General features: G+C 67.7%; 13 protein-coding genes. 9 read left to right on the top strand and 4 right to left on the bottom strand.

Translation table 11 applies throughout. The features are described 5' to 3' along the window. Positions 1–36 precede the first annotated feature (36 nt). A complete protein-coding gene (locus tag AC5P88_RS15805; protein WP_014645428.1) occupies positions 37–522 on the top strand; it encodes an Lrp/AsnC family transcriptional regulator in 486 nt (161 codons plus the stop codon). A gap of 147 nt (positions 523–669) precedes the next feature. Next, positions 670–1,413 (top strand): hypothetical protein, encoded by a 744-nt coding sequence (locus tag AC5P88_RS15800; RefSeq protein ID WP_495225473.1) that lies wholly within the window; start codon positions 670–672, stop codon positions 1,411–1,413. 46 nt (positions 1,414–1,459) lie between these two features. Here AC5P88_RS15800 and AC5P88_RS15795 read toward each other — a convergent pair whose 3' ends face one another. Next, positions 1,460–2,452, bottom strand: a complete 993-nt coding sequence (locus tag AC5P88_RS15795; protein ID WP_005411784.1) for a patatin-like phospholipase family protein — start codon at positions 2,450–2,452, stop codon at positions 1,460–1,462. A gap of 145 nt (positions 2,453–2,597) precedes the next feature. Next, entirely contained in the window at positions 2,598–3,611 is a 1,014-nt protein-coding gene (locus AC5P88_RS15790) for a TIGR00266 family protein (protein WP_106551273.1), read from the bottom strand. A 158-nt stretch (positions 3,612–3,769) separates the two neighbouring features. Between AC5P88_RS15790 and AC5P88_RS15785 the strand changes: the two genes are divergently transcribed. Next, entirely contained in the window at positions 3,770–6,040 is a 2,271-nt protein-coding gene (locus AC5P88_RS15785) for a TonB-dependent receptor (RefSeq protein ID WP_005407481.1), read from the top strand. A 148-nt stretch (positions 6,041–6,188) separates the two neighbouring features. On the opposite strand, the gene AC5P88_RS15780 is transcribed toward AC5P88_RS15785, so the two are convergent. Next, positions 6,189–7,028 carry an acid phosphatase gene (locus AC5P88_RS15780; RefSeq protein WP_495225472.1) on the bottom strand — a complete coding sequence of 280 codons (840 nt, stop codon included), beginning with the start codon at positions 7,026–7,028 and terminating at the stop codon, positions 6,189–6,191. Positions 7,029–7,289: 261 nt separating this feature from the next. Here AC5P88_RS15780 and AC5P88_RS15775 point away from each other — a divergent pair, with 261 nt between their 5' ends. Together AC5P88_RS15775 and AC5P88_RS15770 are read left to right on the top strand one after the other, a co-directional pair. Next, positions 7,290–8,168, top strand: a complete 879-nt coding sequence (locus AC5P88_RS15775) for a lipase family protein (RefSeq protein ID WP_495225471.1) — start codon at positions 7,290–7,292, stop codon at positions 8,166–8,168. An 11-nt stretch (positions 8,169–8,179) separates the two neighbouring features. Then, entirely contained in the window at positions 8,180–9,382 is a 1,203-nt protein-coding gene (locus AC5P88_RS15770; protein ID WP_495225470.1) for a DUF4785 domain-containing protein, read from the top strand. Positions 9,383–9,731: 349 nt separating this feature from the next. Here AC5P88_RS15770 and AC5P88_RS15765 read toward each other — a convergent pair whose 3' ends face one another. Next, complete coding sequence (locus tag AC5P88_RS15765) at positions 9,732–10,553, bottom strand: ABC transporter ATP-binding protein (RefSeq protein ID WP_495225469.1); 822 nt, start codon at positions 10,551–10,553, stop codon at positions 9,732–9,734. 151 nt (positions 10,554–10,704) lie between these two features. On the opposite strand from AC5P88_RS15765, the gene AC5P88_RS15760 reads away from it, so the two are divergent. The 4 genes from AC5P88_RS15760 (at position 10,705) to AC5P88_RS15745 (ending at position 14,845) form a co-directional block, all read left to right on the top strand. Next, complete coding sequence (locus AC5P88_RS15760; RefSeq protein ID WP_495225468.1) at positions 10,705–11,907, top strand: DesA family fatty acid desaturase; 1,203 nt, start codon at positions 10,705–10,707, stop codon at positions 11,905–11,907. After that, a complete protein-coding gene (locus AC5P88_RS15755; protein ID WP_111111706.1) occupies positions 11,904–12,236 on the top strand; it encodes an EF-hand domain-containing protein in 333 nt (110 codons plus the stop codon). Before AC5P88_RS15760 ends, AC5P88_RS15755 begins: the two co-directional genes overlap by 4 nt. Before the next feature lie 86 nt (positions 12,237–12,322). Then, positions 12,323–13,135 carry a bifunctional DNA-formamidopyrimidine glycosylase/DNA-(apurinic or apyrimidinic site) lyase gene (mutM, locus tag AC5P88_RS15750; RefSeq protein ID WP_495225467.1) on the top strand — a complete coding sequence of 271 codons (813 nt, stop codon included), beginning with the start codon at positions 12,323–12,325 and terminating at the stop codon, positions 13,133–13,135. Between the two features lie 105 nt (positions 13,136–13,240). Beyond that, positions 13,241–14,845, top strand: a complete 1,605-nt coding sequence (locus AC5P88_RS15745) for an OpgD/OpgG family glucan biosynthesis protein (protein ID WP_495225466.1) — start codon at positions 13,241–13,243, stop codon at positions 14,843–14,845. Positions 14,846–15,242 lie beyond the last annotated feature (397 nt).

The following is a 15,242-nucleotide window of genomic DNA, read 5'->3' as shown; positions in this document are numbered from 1 at the left end:
AAGATCATTGCGTACTCACCATGTTGCGGGGCAACAATGGCCGGAGAAGTCCAGTTCGATCGCACGGATATACGCCTGCTGGCTGAAATCCAGCGGGATGGGCGCGCCACCAACGCCGAGTTGGCGACGCGGGTGAACCTATCGCCCTCGGCCTGCCTGCGCCGCCTGCAGCGGCTGGAAAGCGAGGGCGTGATCGTCGGCTACGGTGCGCGGCTGGAACCGCGGCAGCTGCGCCTGGGCCTGCAGGCCTTCGTGCGCGTGCAGCTGGAAAAGCACGACCAGGCCGCCATCGGCCACTTCGTGGACAGCGTGCAAGCGTGGGATGAAGTGGTGGCCTGCCATGCACTGACCGGCGACATGGATTACCTGCTGCACGTCTACGTGCGCGACCTGGAGCACTTCTCGCACTTCCTGCTGGACCGGCTGCTCAATGCCGGCGGCGTGGCCGATGCCAATTCCAGCTTCGTGCTGCGCACGGTGAAGGGATTCCAGGCATTGCCGCTGTCGCAGCTGGAGCCATGATCAGCTGGCGGATGTGGGAGAGCGTGACTTGCTTTGCATCCTGGACGACACAAGGCATTTTCCTACGGTGAGACGGATGAACATCTGACAGAGTGACGCGATCGGCCTTCCTAGACTCACTGGACAACCCTGTCCGGAGAGATCGACATGAAAGTCTGCCTTGCTCCTGTCATTGCCCTGCTTGCCGCTGGCCTGATGCCGGCCGCTGCAGGTGCTTCCCCCCAGATCACCAATGCCCAACCTCTGGCGTTGAGTTGCGGTACCACTGAATTCGTCGGCATGACCAGCAACTCGTCGACGCTGGCCAAGCGCCAGTGCAATGGTGGCTATGTCTATGGAATCGGCGTCTCGGTCAATGAAGCGGTGGAGAACCTCAACGGCTTCATGGCGGTGCTGCAGGCTGGCGTGAGCTGCAGCGCGGATGCCAGCAGCATCGTCAGTGGTGCCTACGGCAAGGGTGTTTTCGCCCAGTTCGTCTGCAATGGCTGGCCGATTGCCGGCGTGGGTAACTCACCCACCACCGCGGCGCGCAACTCGCTGGCCATCGCGACGGAAATGGCGGCCACGGGTACCCATTGCTCAGCGCCCCTGCAGGGTTCGTACTATCCGGAATCCTGGGGGTTCCGTTTCCGCTACGACTGCGGCAACACGCAGACCCTGAAGAGCTGGTCCATCAGTGGGCTCGGTGCCAGCATCGATGACGCCAACGTCATCGCCATGCGACTGATGCGTTATTCCACAGCGGCAGGCCAGAGCTGCAACTTCGATAAGGCCGAAATCAATGGCGTCATTCTGCACGCCACGCTGGTCTGCAACGGCTCGTACATCCATGGCTACGGCAGCTCGGTGACGGCCGCAGCCAACGACGCACTGGCCCAGATCGGCGCCTGACCCGTCGTGAGGTCCCTGGGGGTGACCCGCATGGAGCGGGTTGCCCTCAGCACTTGTCCTTGCGGCCCATCAGCTTGCCCAGGCGCGAGGCTTCCTCGCACTTGGGGGCAGCCACCGGCGCCGGTGCGGCCGCGGCGGCGCGCGCGCGCTGCAGCTGCTGGATCCTGGCGCGGATCTGCGGCATCGCTGCCATCGCAGCCTTTTCGCCTTCCAGGATCGCGGTGCCACGCTGGCTGAAATCGGCAGCGCCGATGTCCAGCACCTTCGGGCGGATGACGATGTCGGCGCGCGCCAGTTCCTGCTCGCCGAGGCGCTGGCCCATGATCGAGATGGACTGGTTGACGATGCCCAGCATGTCGGTCGGCGCCTTGCCGCTGGCCTTGCTGGAAATGTCCACGGCGATCACGAAGTCGGCGCCGAGCTGGCGTGCGGCATCCACCGGCACCGGGCTGACCACACCGCCATCAATGTAGTTGCGACCGCCGATCTTCACCGGCTCGAACACACCGGGAATGCTGCTCGACGCGCGCACCGCCTGGCCGACGTTGCCGCGCACGAAGATCGCGCGCTCGCCGGTTTCCAACTGGGTGGCGACGGCGGCGAACGGCTTCTTCAGGCGTTCGGCCGGACGGTTGGCGACCTGTTCGTTGACGTAGTCCTGCAGCTTCTGGCCCTGCACCAGGCCACCGGAGAACAGGCGCACGTCGCGGATGCTGGCTTCATCCAGCGCCACCGCCTTGCTCTGCATCTGGAAGGCGTCCATGCCGCTGGCATACAGCGCGCCGACCACGCTGCCGGCACTGGTGCCGGACACCACCGCGGGCTCGAAGCCATTGGCTTCCAGCATCTTGATCACGCCGATGTGGGCGAAGCCCTTGGCCGCGCCACCGCCGAGCGCGATACCGATCTTCACCGGCTTGGCCTGCGGCACCACGGTGGGGGCCGGCGGCGGCGTGGGGCGGACCGGATCACCGCCGCAGCCGGCCAGCAGGCCGATCAGGGCGACGGACAGCAGCATGCGGGGGCGGAACAGGCTCATCGGCAGTGCGCTCGCGGCGCCGGACTCGGGAAAGGGCGCCAGCATACCGAAGCCGCAAAATCCGTGGGTAGCGCCGGGCCATGCCCGGCGGATGGTTCAGGTGCCGCTGTGCTCGCCGGGCATGGCCCGGCGCTACCGGGCACGGTCAGAACCGGTTGTCGCCGTCCAGCATCCGGCCAAGACCCCCCAGCACCGAACCTTCGCCGCGGCTCTGGCCACCGCCCTGCGGTGCGGCCATCCACATGCGGCCAGCCAGGCGCGAGAACGGCAGCGACTGCAACCAGACCTTGCCTGGCCCGGTCAGCGTGGCCAGGAACACGCCCTCGCCACCGAACAGCATGCTCTTGATGCCGGCGACCCGGCGCACGTCCATGTCCACCGTGGGGTGATACGCCACCACGCAGCCGGTGTCCACGTCCAGGCGTTCACCGGCAGCCAGCTCGCGCTCGACCACGCAGCCGCCGGCGTGGATGAACACCCAGCCGTCGCCTTCCAGCTTCTGCATGATGAAGCCCTCGCCGCCGAACAGGCCGGTCATGATCTTGCGCTGGAACTGCACGCCGATCTGCACGCCGCGGGCACCGGCCAGGAAGCTGTCCTTCTGGCAGATCAGGCGCCCGCCATGCTGGTCCAGTTTCATCGCCAGCACGGTGCCGGGGTAGGGCGCGGCGAACGCGACCTTGCCCTTGCCATGGCCGCTCTGGGTGTAGACGGTGGCGAACAGGCTCTCGCCGGTCAGCACGCGCTTGCCTGCGGCCATCACCTTGCCCATGAACCCGCTCTGCTCGCCGTTGGCGGCGCCGAACACCGTGTCCATCTGCACCGTGGCGTCCTTGAACATCAGCGCGCCGGCCTCGGCGATGGCGCTCTCGCCGGGGTCGAGCTCGATCTCCACGAACTGCATTTCATGGCCGACGATGCGGAACTCGATGTCGTCGGCGCGACCGCTGGTGCCTGCCGGCACCGGCGGCGGGGTGTTGGGCATGCCCGGGGCCGGCGCCTGCAGCTCGGCCACCTCGGCGATCGGCGTCCACCCGCTCATGCCCTGGCACCAGGCCAGGGCGCGTGGATTGGCCTGCGCGTAGCGGCGCGCGGCCTCGTCATCAAGCGGGCCGATGCGCTCGGCCTGGGCGGAGGCATGGAAGTACCACTGGGTCATGGCGGCGGGTCCGTCGCGGTGGAAACCCCGAGTCTAGCGAGCGCCCGGGGGCGCCGGCGACGGGGCCATGAACGGCGGGCATTTGCGGCGTAGGTGCTGTATTGCAACAATTATCTGGTAGCGCCGTTTTACCACCCCTCCAAACACAGCCTACCGCCATGTCCCCGACCCGTACTTCCCGTGGCCGCCTTCCGGTCGCGCGCCCCCTCGTTGCCGCTCTTTCCGCCCTGCTGCCGCTGGTAGCAGCCGCCCAGGAAACCCCCGCTGCCAAGGATCCGGTTGCCCTCGATGCCCTGCAGGTGACCGCGCAGCGCCGCGTCGAGAACGCCAAGGACGTACCGGTCGCACTGAGCGCGATCCAGGGCGAGAAGCTGGATGTGCTCGGCTCGGCCGGCGATGACATCCGCTTCCTGGCCGCGCGCGTGCCCAGCCTCAACATCGAGTCGTCCTACGGCCGTGCCTTCCCGCGCTTCTACATCCGTGGCCTGGGCAACACCGATTTCGACCTCAATGCCTCGCAGCCGGTGTCGCTGGTGTATGACGACGTGGTGCAGGAAAGCCCGCTGCTGAAGGGCTTCCCGCTGTTCGACCTGGCCAACGTGGAAGTGCTGCGTGGCCCGCAGGGCACGCTGTTCGGCCGCAACACCCCGGCCGGCGTGGTCAAGTTCGATTCGGCGCGTCCGTCGCAGGATGCCGACGGCTACGTGCGCGTGGGCTACGGCAGCTACAACAGCTGGAACGTGCAGGGCGCCTACGGCGGCCCGCTGACCGACCGCTGGTCGGCACGTGTCTCGGCGATCTACCAGCGCCGCGATGACTGGGTCGACAACACCCGCGCCGGTGCCCCCAACAGTGGCTTCGAAGGCTATGACGAAGCCGCCGGCCGCGTGCAGTTCCTGTACGAAGGCGACGACTTCGAAGCGCTGTTCAACCTGCACAAGCGCAAGCTCAACGGCACCGCGCGCCTGTTCCGCGCCAACATCATCCAGAAGGGCGGCAATTCGCTGGTCGAGAACTTCGACCGCGACAAGGTGGCCAACGACGGCGTCAACTTCTCCGACCTGGAAACCTGGGGCGGCAGCGCGCGCCTGCAGTGGAACCTCGGCTCGGTGACGCTGCACTCGATCACCGGCTACGAGACCGCCGAATCGCTCAACCGCGGTGACATCGACGGCGGCTACGGTGCGGCCTTCCTCGGTGCCGGCAACTACGGCCCGGGCCTGATTCCGTTCTCGTCGGAGTCGGCCGACGGCCTGCCGCACCACCGCCAGTGGACGCAGGAAGTGCGCATCGAGTCCAACGAATGGGGCCGCTTCGACTGGCAGGCCGGCGTCTTCTACTTCGATGAAGACGTGACCATCAACAACTTCAACTACGACTCGCTGACCCCGGGCAACCCGCAGACCGGCCACGTGGTGCAGAACCAGCGCAACAAGGCGTGGGCGGTGTTCGCTTCGGGCGACTTCGACGTCACCGACCGCTTCAAGCTCCGCGCCGGCGTGCGCTATACCCAGGACAAGAAGGACTTCAGCGCCAGCGTGCTGCAGGCCGTTCCGTTCGGCACCCCGGTCAGCGGCCCGTACCTGGCCAACACCGACGTCAACGACGTCAGCTGGGATGTCAGCGGCGTGTACAAGCTGACCGACGACATCAACGCCTACGCCCGCGTCGCCAAGGGCTTCCGCGCACCGTCGATCCAGGGTCGCCTGGCCTTCGCGCCGGGCCTGTCGCAGGCCGATTCGGAGAAGGTCATCTCGTATGAAGCCGGCATCAAGGCCGACCTGTTCGAGCGCCGCGCGCGCCTGGGCCTGAGCGTGTTCCGCTACAACGTCGACGGCCAGCAGCTGATCGCCGTGGGCGGCAGCAACAACACCGCCACCCTGCTCAATGCCGACAAGACCATCGGCCAGGGCGTGGAGCTGGACCTGGAGGCCTACCTGGCCGACAACGTCCTGCTGACCTTCGGCAGCAGCTACAACGACACCGAGATCAAGGACAAGAACCTGGCGGTGGCGATCTGCGGCGGTGGCTGCACCATTACCGACCCGACCACGGTGATCAACGGCCAGACCTATGCGCTGGTCAACGGCAACCCGTTGCCGCAGGCACCGAAGTGGATCCACAACGCGACCCTGCGCGTGGGCTTCCCGCTCAGCGATGGCAGCGAGCTGTACGCCTACACCGACTGGGCCTACCGCAGCGCGGTTAACTTCTTCATCTACGAGTCGCCGGAATTCCGCGGCCGTAGTTCGCTGGAAGGCGGCCTGCGCCTGGGCTACAACTGGGATTACGGCCAGTACGACGTGGCCGTGTTCGGCCGCAACCTGACCAACCAGACCCGCGTGGTCGGCGCGATCGACTTCAACAACCTGACCGGCTTCCTCAACGAGCCGCGTACCTGGGGCGTGGAGTTCACCGCGAAGTTCTGATGCAGCTGCTGCGTTGATGCAATGAAGAAGGGCCGGCGCAATGCCGGCCCTTCTGTGTTCGGTGTCCGCCGGGCATGGCCCGGCGCTACCCATGCGTCGCAACCGGTAGTGCCGGCCGCTGGCCGGCAACAGTCCATCCGGCGTGCGCTTACAACGCGCTCTGCGGGCGCACCTTCAGCACCGCGTTCTCGGTGGCGCAGTCACGGCTGGAATGCAGGCCGGCCTTGCGAGCGGCGGCGATCTCCTTGCGCGCGGCCAGCAGATCCTTGTTGAACGCGGCATTGTCGTGCAGGCGGGCTACGGCGGCGGCGCCCATGAAGCGGCCTTCCAGGATGTCGCTCTGCCAGTGCACGTTGCACACCAGGCGGCTCTCGCCGTAGTTGCGGCCACGGGCCTGGATCGCATCGGCGCGGTCCGGTGCGATCTCCGACAGGATCAGTGCCCAGGCCCAGCCGATCGAGGTATGGCCGGACGGGTAGGAGCCGTTCTTGCGCAGGCCCTCTTCATCCTTCGGCGCGCAGGTCGGCTCACCGTTGACCATGAACGGGCGTGGGCGCTGGTAGTGGTTCTTGGCCGCCTTGGTGGCGGCGCTGGCGTCGATCCGGCTGCGCTCCAGCAGGCGGTACAGCGCCGGCGTCTTCACCGCGTCGACGTCGATGTCGGCGGCACAGGAGAAGTGGTTGGCGCCTTCCGGGAAGCCGAGTTCGGCATCGACACCGGCCTGGGCGAAGCGCGGGCTGCCACGCAGTGCTCGGGCTTCACGGCTGACCTGTTCGTCCAGGGCAAGGGCGGCCGAACCGGCCACCGGCGGCGCCGGCACCAGGTCCAGGCTGGCCGGGACCGCATCCTTGTCCAGATAGCCCACGGCCTTGGTGGTGATGTTGGCTTCGACGGCGGTCGGCTTGGCGGCGGTGGCGGCACAACCGGCCAGGGCCACGGCCACGGCAAGGCCGAGGAGCGGGCGGGCAGGGTGGGAAATCAGCGACATGAACGGGCTCCGGAGAAAAAACATCGCGCCATGATCGCAGTCCGTGTACGACACCGCAGTGGCCATCGGTCATACGGCCAGACCCGGCATGGTCATTGCCGCGATATGAAAAACGTCATCGAGTGGCGTCAGTCTCCTGAATCCGGGCGCAGCGCACGGACTTTCACGCCGCTGCACCGTGAGCATCGGCACAACGGCAAGCGCCAGGGCCGTCCAGTTCCAGCCGGGTCGGGGGGATCCGCAGACAGAGGGAGAGAAGCGATGCGCAGCACCGCAACAGGAAGTACCGTCCTGGCCCTGCTCCTCGGGCTTGCAGCAACGCCGGCGCAGGCCGCCGACGTGGTCGGCGTGGCCTTCGTGCATGGCACCGGCGCGCAGACCAATGCCACCCAGGACTACTGGCAGCCGGCCATCATCGACACCGTGCGCCAGGGCCTGCCGAACAGCAGCAACTACGTTGTCATCAATTGCGACTTCACCCAGTACATGTGGAAGCCGGAGGCCGCCGGCTGCCTGGCCAACCAGCTGACCAGCTTCATCGACAGCCGTGGCATCACCCAGCTGGTGGTGATCACCCATTCCAACGGCGGCAACGTGGTGCGCTGGATCCTGTCCAACCCGACCTACGACAGCCGCTATCCGAAGATCATCCGCACGGTGCGCAAGGTCACTGCGCTGGCACCTTCCTCGGCCGGTACGCCGTTGGCCGATGCGGTGCTCAACGGCAATACCTTTGAAACCTCGCTGGGCTGGCTGCTGGGCTACAAGAACGACGCCGTGCGCCAGCAGCAGCTGGCCAGCATGGCGACCTACAACGCGCAGAACCTGTATGGCACCGCAGGCCGCCCGGCGCTGCCCAAACCGTTCCGCGCGGTGGTCGGCAGCGATGTCGAATCGGCGGTGTGGGACAGCAACAGCTACTGCGGGGGCTATGCCGCCAATGTCGGCCTGGAGTTCACCCAGAACTGGCTGTCGTCCTGCTCCGACGGCTTCCTGGAGTGCAGCAGCCAGAAGGCCGCAGGTACCACCTGGTTCACCGACACGCAGCGCACCCAGGGGGCAGAGCCGCTCAGCCACAACCAGAGCCGTCGCGAGTGCTTCGGCCTTGGCACGATCCTGCGCAACGACCTGACCCAGTGAGGGAGACGACCATGACGATCCATTCCACCCTGCTGGCCAGCGCGGTGCTGGCGGTGCTGTCCCTTTCCACAGCGCAGGCTGCGCAGCCGTTGAATGCCGCACGTGCCGGCGATCAGGTGCCCGCTGCGCTGGTTGCCGCGCCGTTGCCGGCCGATGACAGCGAACGCGCACCGCTGTCCTTCGCCTGGGCGTTGGACCCGGCGCAATCGTTGCAGGCGGCGACTCCGTATGCCTCGGTCAGCCGCAGCTACTGGCAGCAGGTCGATGGCACGCAACTGCAGCGCGGCCTCGACCTGCCGCTGACGGCCGCCGATGCGGTGATCCAGCTGAGCCCGGCAGAAGGCGCGCGTGCAGTGCCGGCCAACTCGCTGCAGGTGCGCGACCCGGCAGGCCGCAGCAGCGTGGCCCGCAGTGTCGACGCGCGCGCGCTGCAGGAGGCCGGTATGCCGGTGAGTGATGGCAGCAGCATGCTGCGTACCGGCGCGACCAGTGCGGCCGGTGCGTACACGCTGCAGAGCGCGCAGGCACAGGGCCGCTACGTGGTGCAGGTACTGGAGCCGAACAGTCCGCTGCGGCTGGAGGTGCAGGCCAACCAAGGGCAGGTGCTGGCCGGTGGCAACCTGCAGCTGCAGGCGCGCCTGCTGGAAGACGGCGCTACTCCCGCAACGCTGGCCTCACGCCGCAGCAGCCTGGGCGGTGAAGCGTTGCTGGTTGCGCCGGACGGCCGCAGCTGGCCGCAGCGCCTGCTGCGCACCACCGATGGTGCCCTGCGTGCGCAGGTGCGGATTCCGGCTGATGTCGGCAACGCGCAGGGGTTGTGGGAGCTGCAGGTGTTCGCCCAGGCCGATGGTGTGTTGCGCGATGGCAAGGTCGCCTTCGCGGTGGCGCGTCCGACAGCGCGCTTCAGTGGCCAGGCGGCGCCGGACCCGGCCAGTCGACAGGTCGCACTGCCAATGCAGGTAGCCGCCGCTGGCCGTTACGAGGCGCGTGGCACGCTGTATGCCACCGGCCGCGATGGCGAGCTGAAGCCGGTCGCGCAGGCGCATGCGGCCGCGTGGTTCGATGGTCCGGGGCGTGGCCAGCTGGTGCTGCCGTTCGACCAGGCCGCGTTGCCGGCTGGCTTCGGCGCGCCGTACGAGCTGCGCGACCTGCAGCTGCAGGACCAGAGCCGGATGGCACCGATCGAATCGCGCGCGCTGGCGTTGAGGTTCTGAGGCTGGGTGCAGCGGGCCGGGTTCCGGCCCGCTGCACCGGCATGGCGACGGAATGGCATCACATGGGGAATGGCATCACGACGGGGGATGGCGTGACGGGGGATGCCATGACGGGGGGATGGCATCACGACGGGGAATGACATGACGACGGGGTAGAGTCGACTGTTAGTCGACTGCCTTTCGCCTGAATCGCAAAGATCCCGCGCTGCGCGCGATAGTCGACTAACAGTCGACTCTACCGCCGCCGGTTTCCGAGCCCGCCGGTTTCCCAGGCCCGTCGGTTTCCGGGCCCATCGGTTTCCCAGGCCCGTCGGTTTCCAAGCCCCTTGTTTCCCTCGAGGGCTCCGTCTCAGCCCGCGTACGCGGTCAGCCGGCCTTCCTGCTCGCACACGGTGATGGCGCCGCCGAACACCGCCGACAGCGGTTCGTTGCGCAGCAGCTCGGCACGGGTGCCATCGGCCAGCACGCGACCGTCGCGCAGCAGCACCACGCGTTCGATCTCAGGAATGATCTCTTCGATGTGGTGGGTCACCAGCACCAGGGTGATGCCCTGCTGGACGAGTACCCGCATGGTCGCCACCAGCTGTTCGCGGGCGACCAGGTCCAGACCGGTGGAGGGCTCGTCCAGCAGCAGCGCCTGCGGGCGGTTGACCAGCGCGCGGGCGATCAGCACCCGGCGGGTCTCGCCGGCCGACAGCTCGGCATAGGCGCGCTCGCGCAGTGCCAGCGCGCCGGTCATCGCCAGTGTCTCACCGACGCGTGCACGCATGTCGGCAGTCACCTCGCGGAAGGCCGGCACCACGTAGCTGGCGAAGAAGCCGGACAGCACCGCCTGTTCCACGGTCAGTCCCGGCATGTCGGCCAGGTTGCTGCTGAGATCGCCGGTGACGATGCCCAGCTGCGAACGCAGCCGGTCCACCTGCCAGCGGTTCTGGCCCAGCACCTTCACGGCCACCGAGCCGTCGCTTTGCGCCAGCGGGTACAGCTCGCGGGTGATCAGCTTGATGAAGGTCGATTTGCCGCAACCGTTGGGGCCGAGCAGGGCAGTGTGCTGGCCCTGCGCGATGCGCAGGCTGAGCCCGTGCAGCACCTTCACCTGGCCGCGCACCACCGTGGCGCGGTCCAGTTCGATCAAGGGGGGCAGCTCCGCAACGGGCGGGGCGGCAGTCATGGTGCTGGCGCGTGGATCAAGGCTCGACAACTCAGGTCCCCAACTGTGAACGGTGCCACGGATGACGGTGGCAATCACCGCCGCAGGGATGCAGTTTGCAACGCAAGCGCCCATGATGTCTGCCATCCCCGCGTCGATACGGAGAGCCGCCATGCCCGATGCCCTGATGTCCCTGTTGACCGGTGGTGTGCTGGGCCTGGGCTGGTGGGCCATGCTGGCGGTGCTGCTGGTCTTCACCCAGATCACCATCTTCTCGGTGACCCTGTACCTGCATCGCAGCCAGGCCCATCGCGGGGTCGATTTCCACCCGGCACTGGCCCACGTGTTCCGGTTCTGGCTGTGGCTGACCACCTCGATGATCACCCGCGAGTGGGTGGCCATCCATCGCAAGCACCACGCCAAGGTGGAAACCGAGGACGATCCGCACAGCCCGGTCACCCGTGGCATCGGCAAGGTGTTCTGGCATGGCGTGGAGCTGTACCGCGAGGCGCGCGGCATGCGCGCGGACATCGAGCAGTACGGGCGTGGCACCCCGGATGATGCGATCGAGCGCCACCTGTACACCCCGCACGCCACGCTCGGCCCGGTGCTGCTGCTGGCGATCAACAGCGTGCTGTTCGGCCTGCCCGGCGTGGCGCTGTGGGCGATCCAGATGGCGTGGATCCCGTTCTGGGCCGCAGGTGTGGTCAATGGCCTGGGTCACTGGTGGGGGTACCGCAACTACGAATCGGCCGATACCTCCACGAACCTGACGCCGTGGGGGCTCTGGATCGGTGGTGAGGAGCTGCACAACAACCATCATGCCTTCCCCAGTTCGGCGCGCTTCGCGATGCGGCGCTGGGAATTCGACATCGGCTGGAGTGCGATCCGCCTGCTGCAGGCGCTGCGCCTGGCCAAGGTGCTTCGCGTTGCACCGGCCATGGACGTACGCCCGAACATCGCTGTGCCCGATGCCGAAACGCTGAAGGCGCTGCTCTCGCACCGCTTCCAGGCGATGACCGACTACCAGCGCAATGTGTTCATGCCGGCCCTGCGCGAGGAGGCCGCCAACGCCGGGGCCAAGCTGCGTCGCCTGCTGCCGCGCCGGCTGCGCCGTGGCCTGGTCAATGATGGCCGCTGGTTGAAGCCGGACAGCCGCGCCCAGCTGAGCGAATGGGTGGCGCAACGGCCGCGCATCCGCACCCTGGTCGAGTACCGGGGGCGCCTGGCCGCGTTGCTGGAAGCACGCGGCCACGATGCGGCCGAGCGCCTGCATCAGCTGCAGGCCTGGTGCCGCGAGGCGGAGGAAAGCGGTATCGCCGCGTTGCAGGCCTACGCCGCACGATTGAAGGGCTACAGCCTGGTGGGCGCGTGAGGGCAGGGTACGGACTGCTGCTGGCGGCGCTGGTGCCGGGCGCGGTGCTGGCCCAGGTCACCGACACTGCCAGCTACCTGCAGCGGATGGACAGCGATGGCGATGGCAAGGTCAGCGAGGCCGAGTACGTGCAGTGGATGCTGTATGCCTTCGACCGCATGGACCGCAACGGTGATGGCGTGCTGGGCGCCGAGGAGCTGCCCGGCGGCAAGGGCAGGGCGATCAGCCGCGAGCAGCAGCGGCAGGTGATCGTGAAGCGCTTCCACACGCAGGATGCCAACGGCGACGGCTACCTGGATGCACGGGAGCTGGCGGCGCCGCCGCGCTGACTCTGCACCGTCGCCGGGCATGGCCCGGCGCTGCCAGGTGCACCGGTCCCGGTAGCGCCGGGCCATGCCCGGCGTAGAATCGCCGCATGCCTGAATTGCCCGAAGTCGAAACCACACGCCGCGGCCTGGCGCCGCACCTGCAGGGCCGTCGCGTGCATGGGGTGATCCTGCGCCGGGCCGATCTGCGCTGGCCGATTCCGCCGGAAGTGGCCGAGCTGCTGCCGGGGCAGCGCATCGAGGACATCCGCCGGCGCGCCAAGTACCTGCTGCTGGACACCGCCATCGGCAGCGCCGTGCTGCACCTGGGCATGTCCGGCAGCCTGCGCGTGCTGCCCGGCGACACCCCGCTGCGCGCGCACGACCATGTGGATATCAGCCTGGACAACGGCCGCCTGCTGCGCTTCAACGACCCGCGCCGCTTCGGCAGCCTGCTGTGGCAGCCGGCCGGCGAGATCCATCCGCTGCTGCAGGGGCTGGGCCCGGAGCCGCTGGATGATGCCTTCGACGGGGACCACCTGTTCGCCCGCAGCCGTGGCCGCAGCGCGCCGGTGAAGACCTTCCTGATGGACCAGGCGGTGGTGGTGGGCGTGGGCAACATCTACGCTGCCGAAAGCCTGTTCAAGGCTGGCATCAGTCCGCTGCGCGAGGCCGGGAAGATCTCGCGCGAGCGCTACCAGCGGCTGGCTGACGCGGTGAAGGAGATCCTCGGCTACGCCATCACCCGTGGCGGCACCACGCTGCGCGATTTCATCAGCCCCGATGGCGCGCCGGGCTACTTCGAGCAGGAACTGCTGGTATACGGCCGCGATGGCCTGCCGTGCCCGAACTGCGGCCGCGCACTGAAGCACGCCACCATCGGCCAGCGCGCGAGCGTCTGGTGCAGCCACTGCCAGCGCTGAGCCGGGCGGCCAGCGGCAGCTGAACGGGCAGGGCGCGTCTCCGCTGCCCGTTAACGTTTGTCTGCCTATGATGGCCGACCTTCCTTCTGTGCCTGACGCGCCTGCATGCAACGACGCGACTTCATCCGCAATGCCTCCCTCGCCCTGGCTGCATTCGGCCTGCCGTCCCTGCCCGCGTGCGCGGCCAGCAAGAGTGGCCAGATGGGCCTGCGCCGCCTCGGCCAGCCGCAGCCGTTCGACTTCGCCACCCTGAAGGGCCAGGCGCGCGCGCTGGCGCAGGCGCCCTACAAGAGCCACAAGCGGGTGCTGCCGGGCCGCCTGGAAGGACTGGACTGGGACCAGTACCAGTCGATCGGCTACCGCCAGGACCACGCCCTGTGGGCCGACCAGCCGGGCAAGTTCCAGGCCAAGTTCTTCCACCTGGGCCTGTACTTCCATTCGCCGGTGCGCATGTTCGACGTGGTCGACGGCAAGGCGCAGGAGCTGGCCTATGACGGCGCGGCGTTCAATTACGGCAAGAGCGGCATCAAGGACGGCGAGCTGCCGGCCGATCTGGGCTTCGCCGGGTTCCGCCTGAACACCCGCAAGGACACCGACCGCGACTTCGCTGCGTTCCTTGGCGCCAGCTACTTCCGCGCCGTCGGCAAGGAAGGCCAGTACGGCCAGTCCGCGCGTGGCCTGGCGATCGACACCGGCATGGGCAAGCCGGAGGAATTCCCGGACTTCATCGCCTATTACCTGGAACAGCCGTCGGCCGATTCGGAAACGATCGTGGTCTATGGCCTGCTGGATTCGCCCAGCGTGGCCGGCGCCTACCGCTTCGCGATCACCAATGGCGATGTGCTGCTGATGGACATCGACAGCGCGCTATACCCGCGCAAGGCGATCGAGCGCCTGGGCATCGCACCGTGCACCAGCATGTACCAGGTGGGCGAGAACGACCGCCGCATGGGCTGGGACTGGCGCCCGGAGATCCACGATACCGATGGCCTGTCGCTGTGGACCGGCGCCGGCGAGTGGATCTGGCGGCCGTTGCTGAACCCGCGCAACCTGCGCTTCAACATGTTCGTGGACCGCAACCCGCGCGGCTTCGGCCTGCTGCAGCGTGACCGCAACTTCGACCATTACCAGGACGATGGCGTGTTCTACGAGAAGCGCCCGTGCCTGTGGGTGGAGCCGAAGGGCGAGTGGGGCGAAGGCTCGGTGCAGCTGGTGGAGATTCCCACCGTGGACGAGACCTTCGACAACATCGTGGCGTTCTGGAACCCGAAGGACAAACCGCAGCCCGGCCAGGAGCTGCTGGTCGGCTACCGCCTGTACTGGGGCGCCGAGCCGCCGGCACGGCCGCCGCTGGCGCACTGTGTGGCCAGCCGTACCGGCCTGGGCGGCGTGGTCGGCAAGAAGCGCGAGTATTTCAGCTGGCGCTTCGCGGTGGACTTCGAAGGCGGCGAGCTGGCCAGGTTGATCGACAAGGCCGAGGTCGAGGCGGTGGTGGAAGCCAGCCGTGGCCGGGTCGAGATCGTGTCGGCGCGGCCGCTGCGCGAGATCAACGGCTACCGCGCGATGTTCGACCTGGTGCCGCCGGAGGGCAGCACCGAGCAGATCGATATCCGCCTGTTCCTGCGCAGTGGCGGCAAGACCCTCACCGAGACCTGGCTGTACCAGTACACCCCGCCGCCGGCGGGCGCGCCGGAGCGCACGCTGTACTAAGAGGGTTTATCGGCAGGGCTGCGCCCTGCACCCGCAGAAGCTCCAAGCAGCGGCAACAGCCGAAGCAAAAGCTGGCTTTCTGTGGGTGGGCGGGGTGGGTCCGGTGGCGGGAGACGCCGTGAACCCATCCATGGGGGCTTGGCCGCGGCATCCATGCCGCGGACACTCCCGCCACCGGACCCACCCCGCCTTCGACAGATCGTCGCGATCTGTTGGAATTGCTCACCCCGGAATTTCATTCGATATCTGACAATTTCATCCACGCATGGCGTGGATCTTATCTCTTGCCGATCTGGCACCTTGGGTGCCGAGAGCCCGGCGTGGGCGACCGTGTGGATCCAGGTCTTGCGACCGAGAAGTAGCTTGGGTCCCCACGCCGGATTCTCCCTGAACCGCC

This window comes from Stenotrophomonas sp. YJH_SMC_8 (genome assembly GCF_059371315.1).
Note: the sequence above shows the minus strand (reverse complement) of the source record. Positions and strands in the feature narration are given on the sequence as shown.

What these genes read in the sequence shown, in the direction of transcription:
- AC5P88_RS15805 (WP_014645428.1), top strand. Translation starts at nt 37, where the DNA reads ATGGCCGGAGAAGTCCAGTTCGATCGCACGGATATACGCCTGCTGGCT.
- AC5P88_RS15800 (WP_495225473.1), top strand. Translation starts at nt 670, where the DNA reads ATGAAAGTCTGCCTTGCTCCTGTCATTGCCCTGCTTGCCGCTGGCCTG.
- AC5P88_RS15795 (WP_005411784.1), bottom strand. Translation starts at nt 2,452, where the DNA reads ATGAGCCTGTTCCGCCCCCGCATGCTGCTGTCCGTCGCCCTGATCGGC.
- AC5P88_RS15790 (WP_106551273.1), bottom strand. Translation starts at nt 3,611, where the DNA reads ATGACCCAGTGGTACTTCCATGCCTCCGCCCAGGCCGAGCGCATCGGC.
- AC5P88_RS15785 (WP_005407481.1), top strand. Translation starts at nt 3,770, where the DNA reads ATGTCCCCGACCCGTACTTCCCGTGGCCGCCTTCCGGTCGCGCGCCCC.
- AC5P88_RS15780 (WP_495225472.1), bottom strand. Translation starts at nt 7,028, where the DNA reads ATGTCGCTGATTTCCCACCCTGCCCGCCCGCTCCTCGGCCTTGCCGTG.
- AC5P88_RS15775 (WP_495225471.1), top strand. Translation starts at nt 7,290, where the DNA reads ATGCGCAGCACCGCAACAGGAAGTACCGTCCTGGCCCTGCTCCTCGGG.
- AC5P88_RS15770 (WP_495225470.1), top strand. Translation starts at nt 8,180, where the DNA reads ATGACGATCCATTCCACCCTGCTGGCCAGCGCGGTGCTGGCGGTGCTG.
- AC5P88_RS15765 (WP_495225469.1), bottom strand. Translation starts at nt 10,553, where the DNA reads ATGACTGCCGCCCCGCCCGTTGCGGAGCTGCCCCCCTTGATCGAACTG.
- AC5P88_RS15760 (WP_495225468.1), top strand. Translation starts at nt 10,705, where the DNA reads ATGCCCGATGCCCTGATGTCCCTGTTGACCGGTGGTGTGCTGGGCCTG.
- mutM (WP_495225467.1), top strand. Translation starts at nt 12,323, where the DNA reads ATGCCTGAATTGCCCGAAGTCGAAACCACACGCCGCGGCCTGGCGCCG.
- AC5P88_RS15745 (WP_495225466.1), top strand. Translation starts at nt 13,241, where the DNA reads ATGCAACGACGCGACTTCATCCGCAATGCCTCCCTCGCCCTGGCTGCA.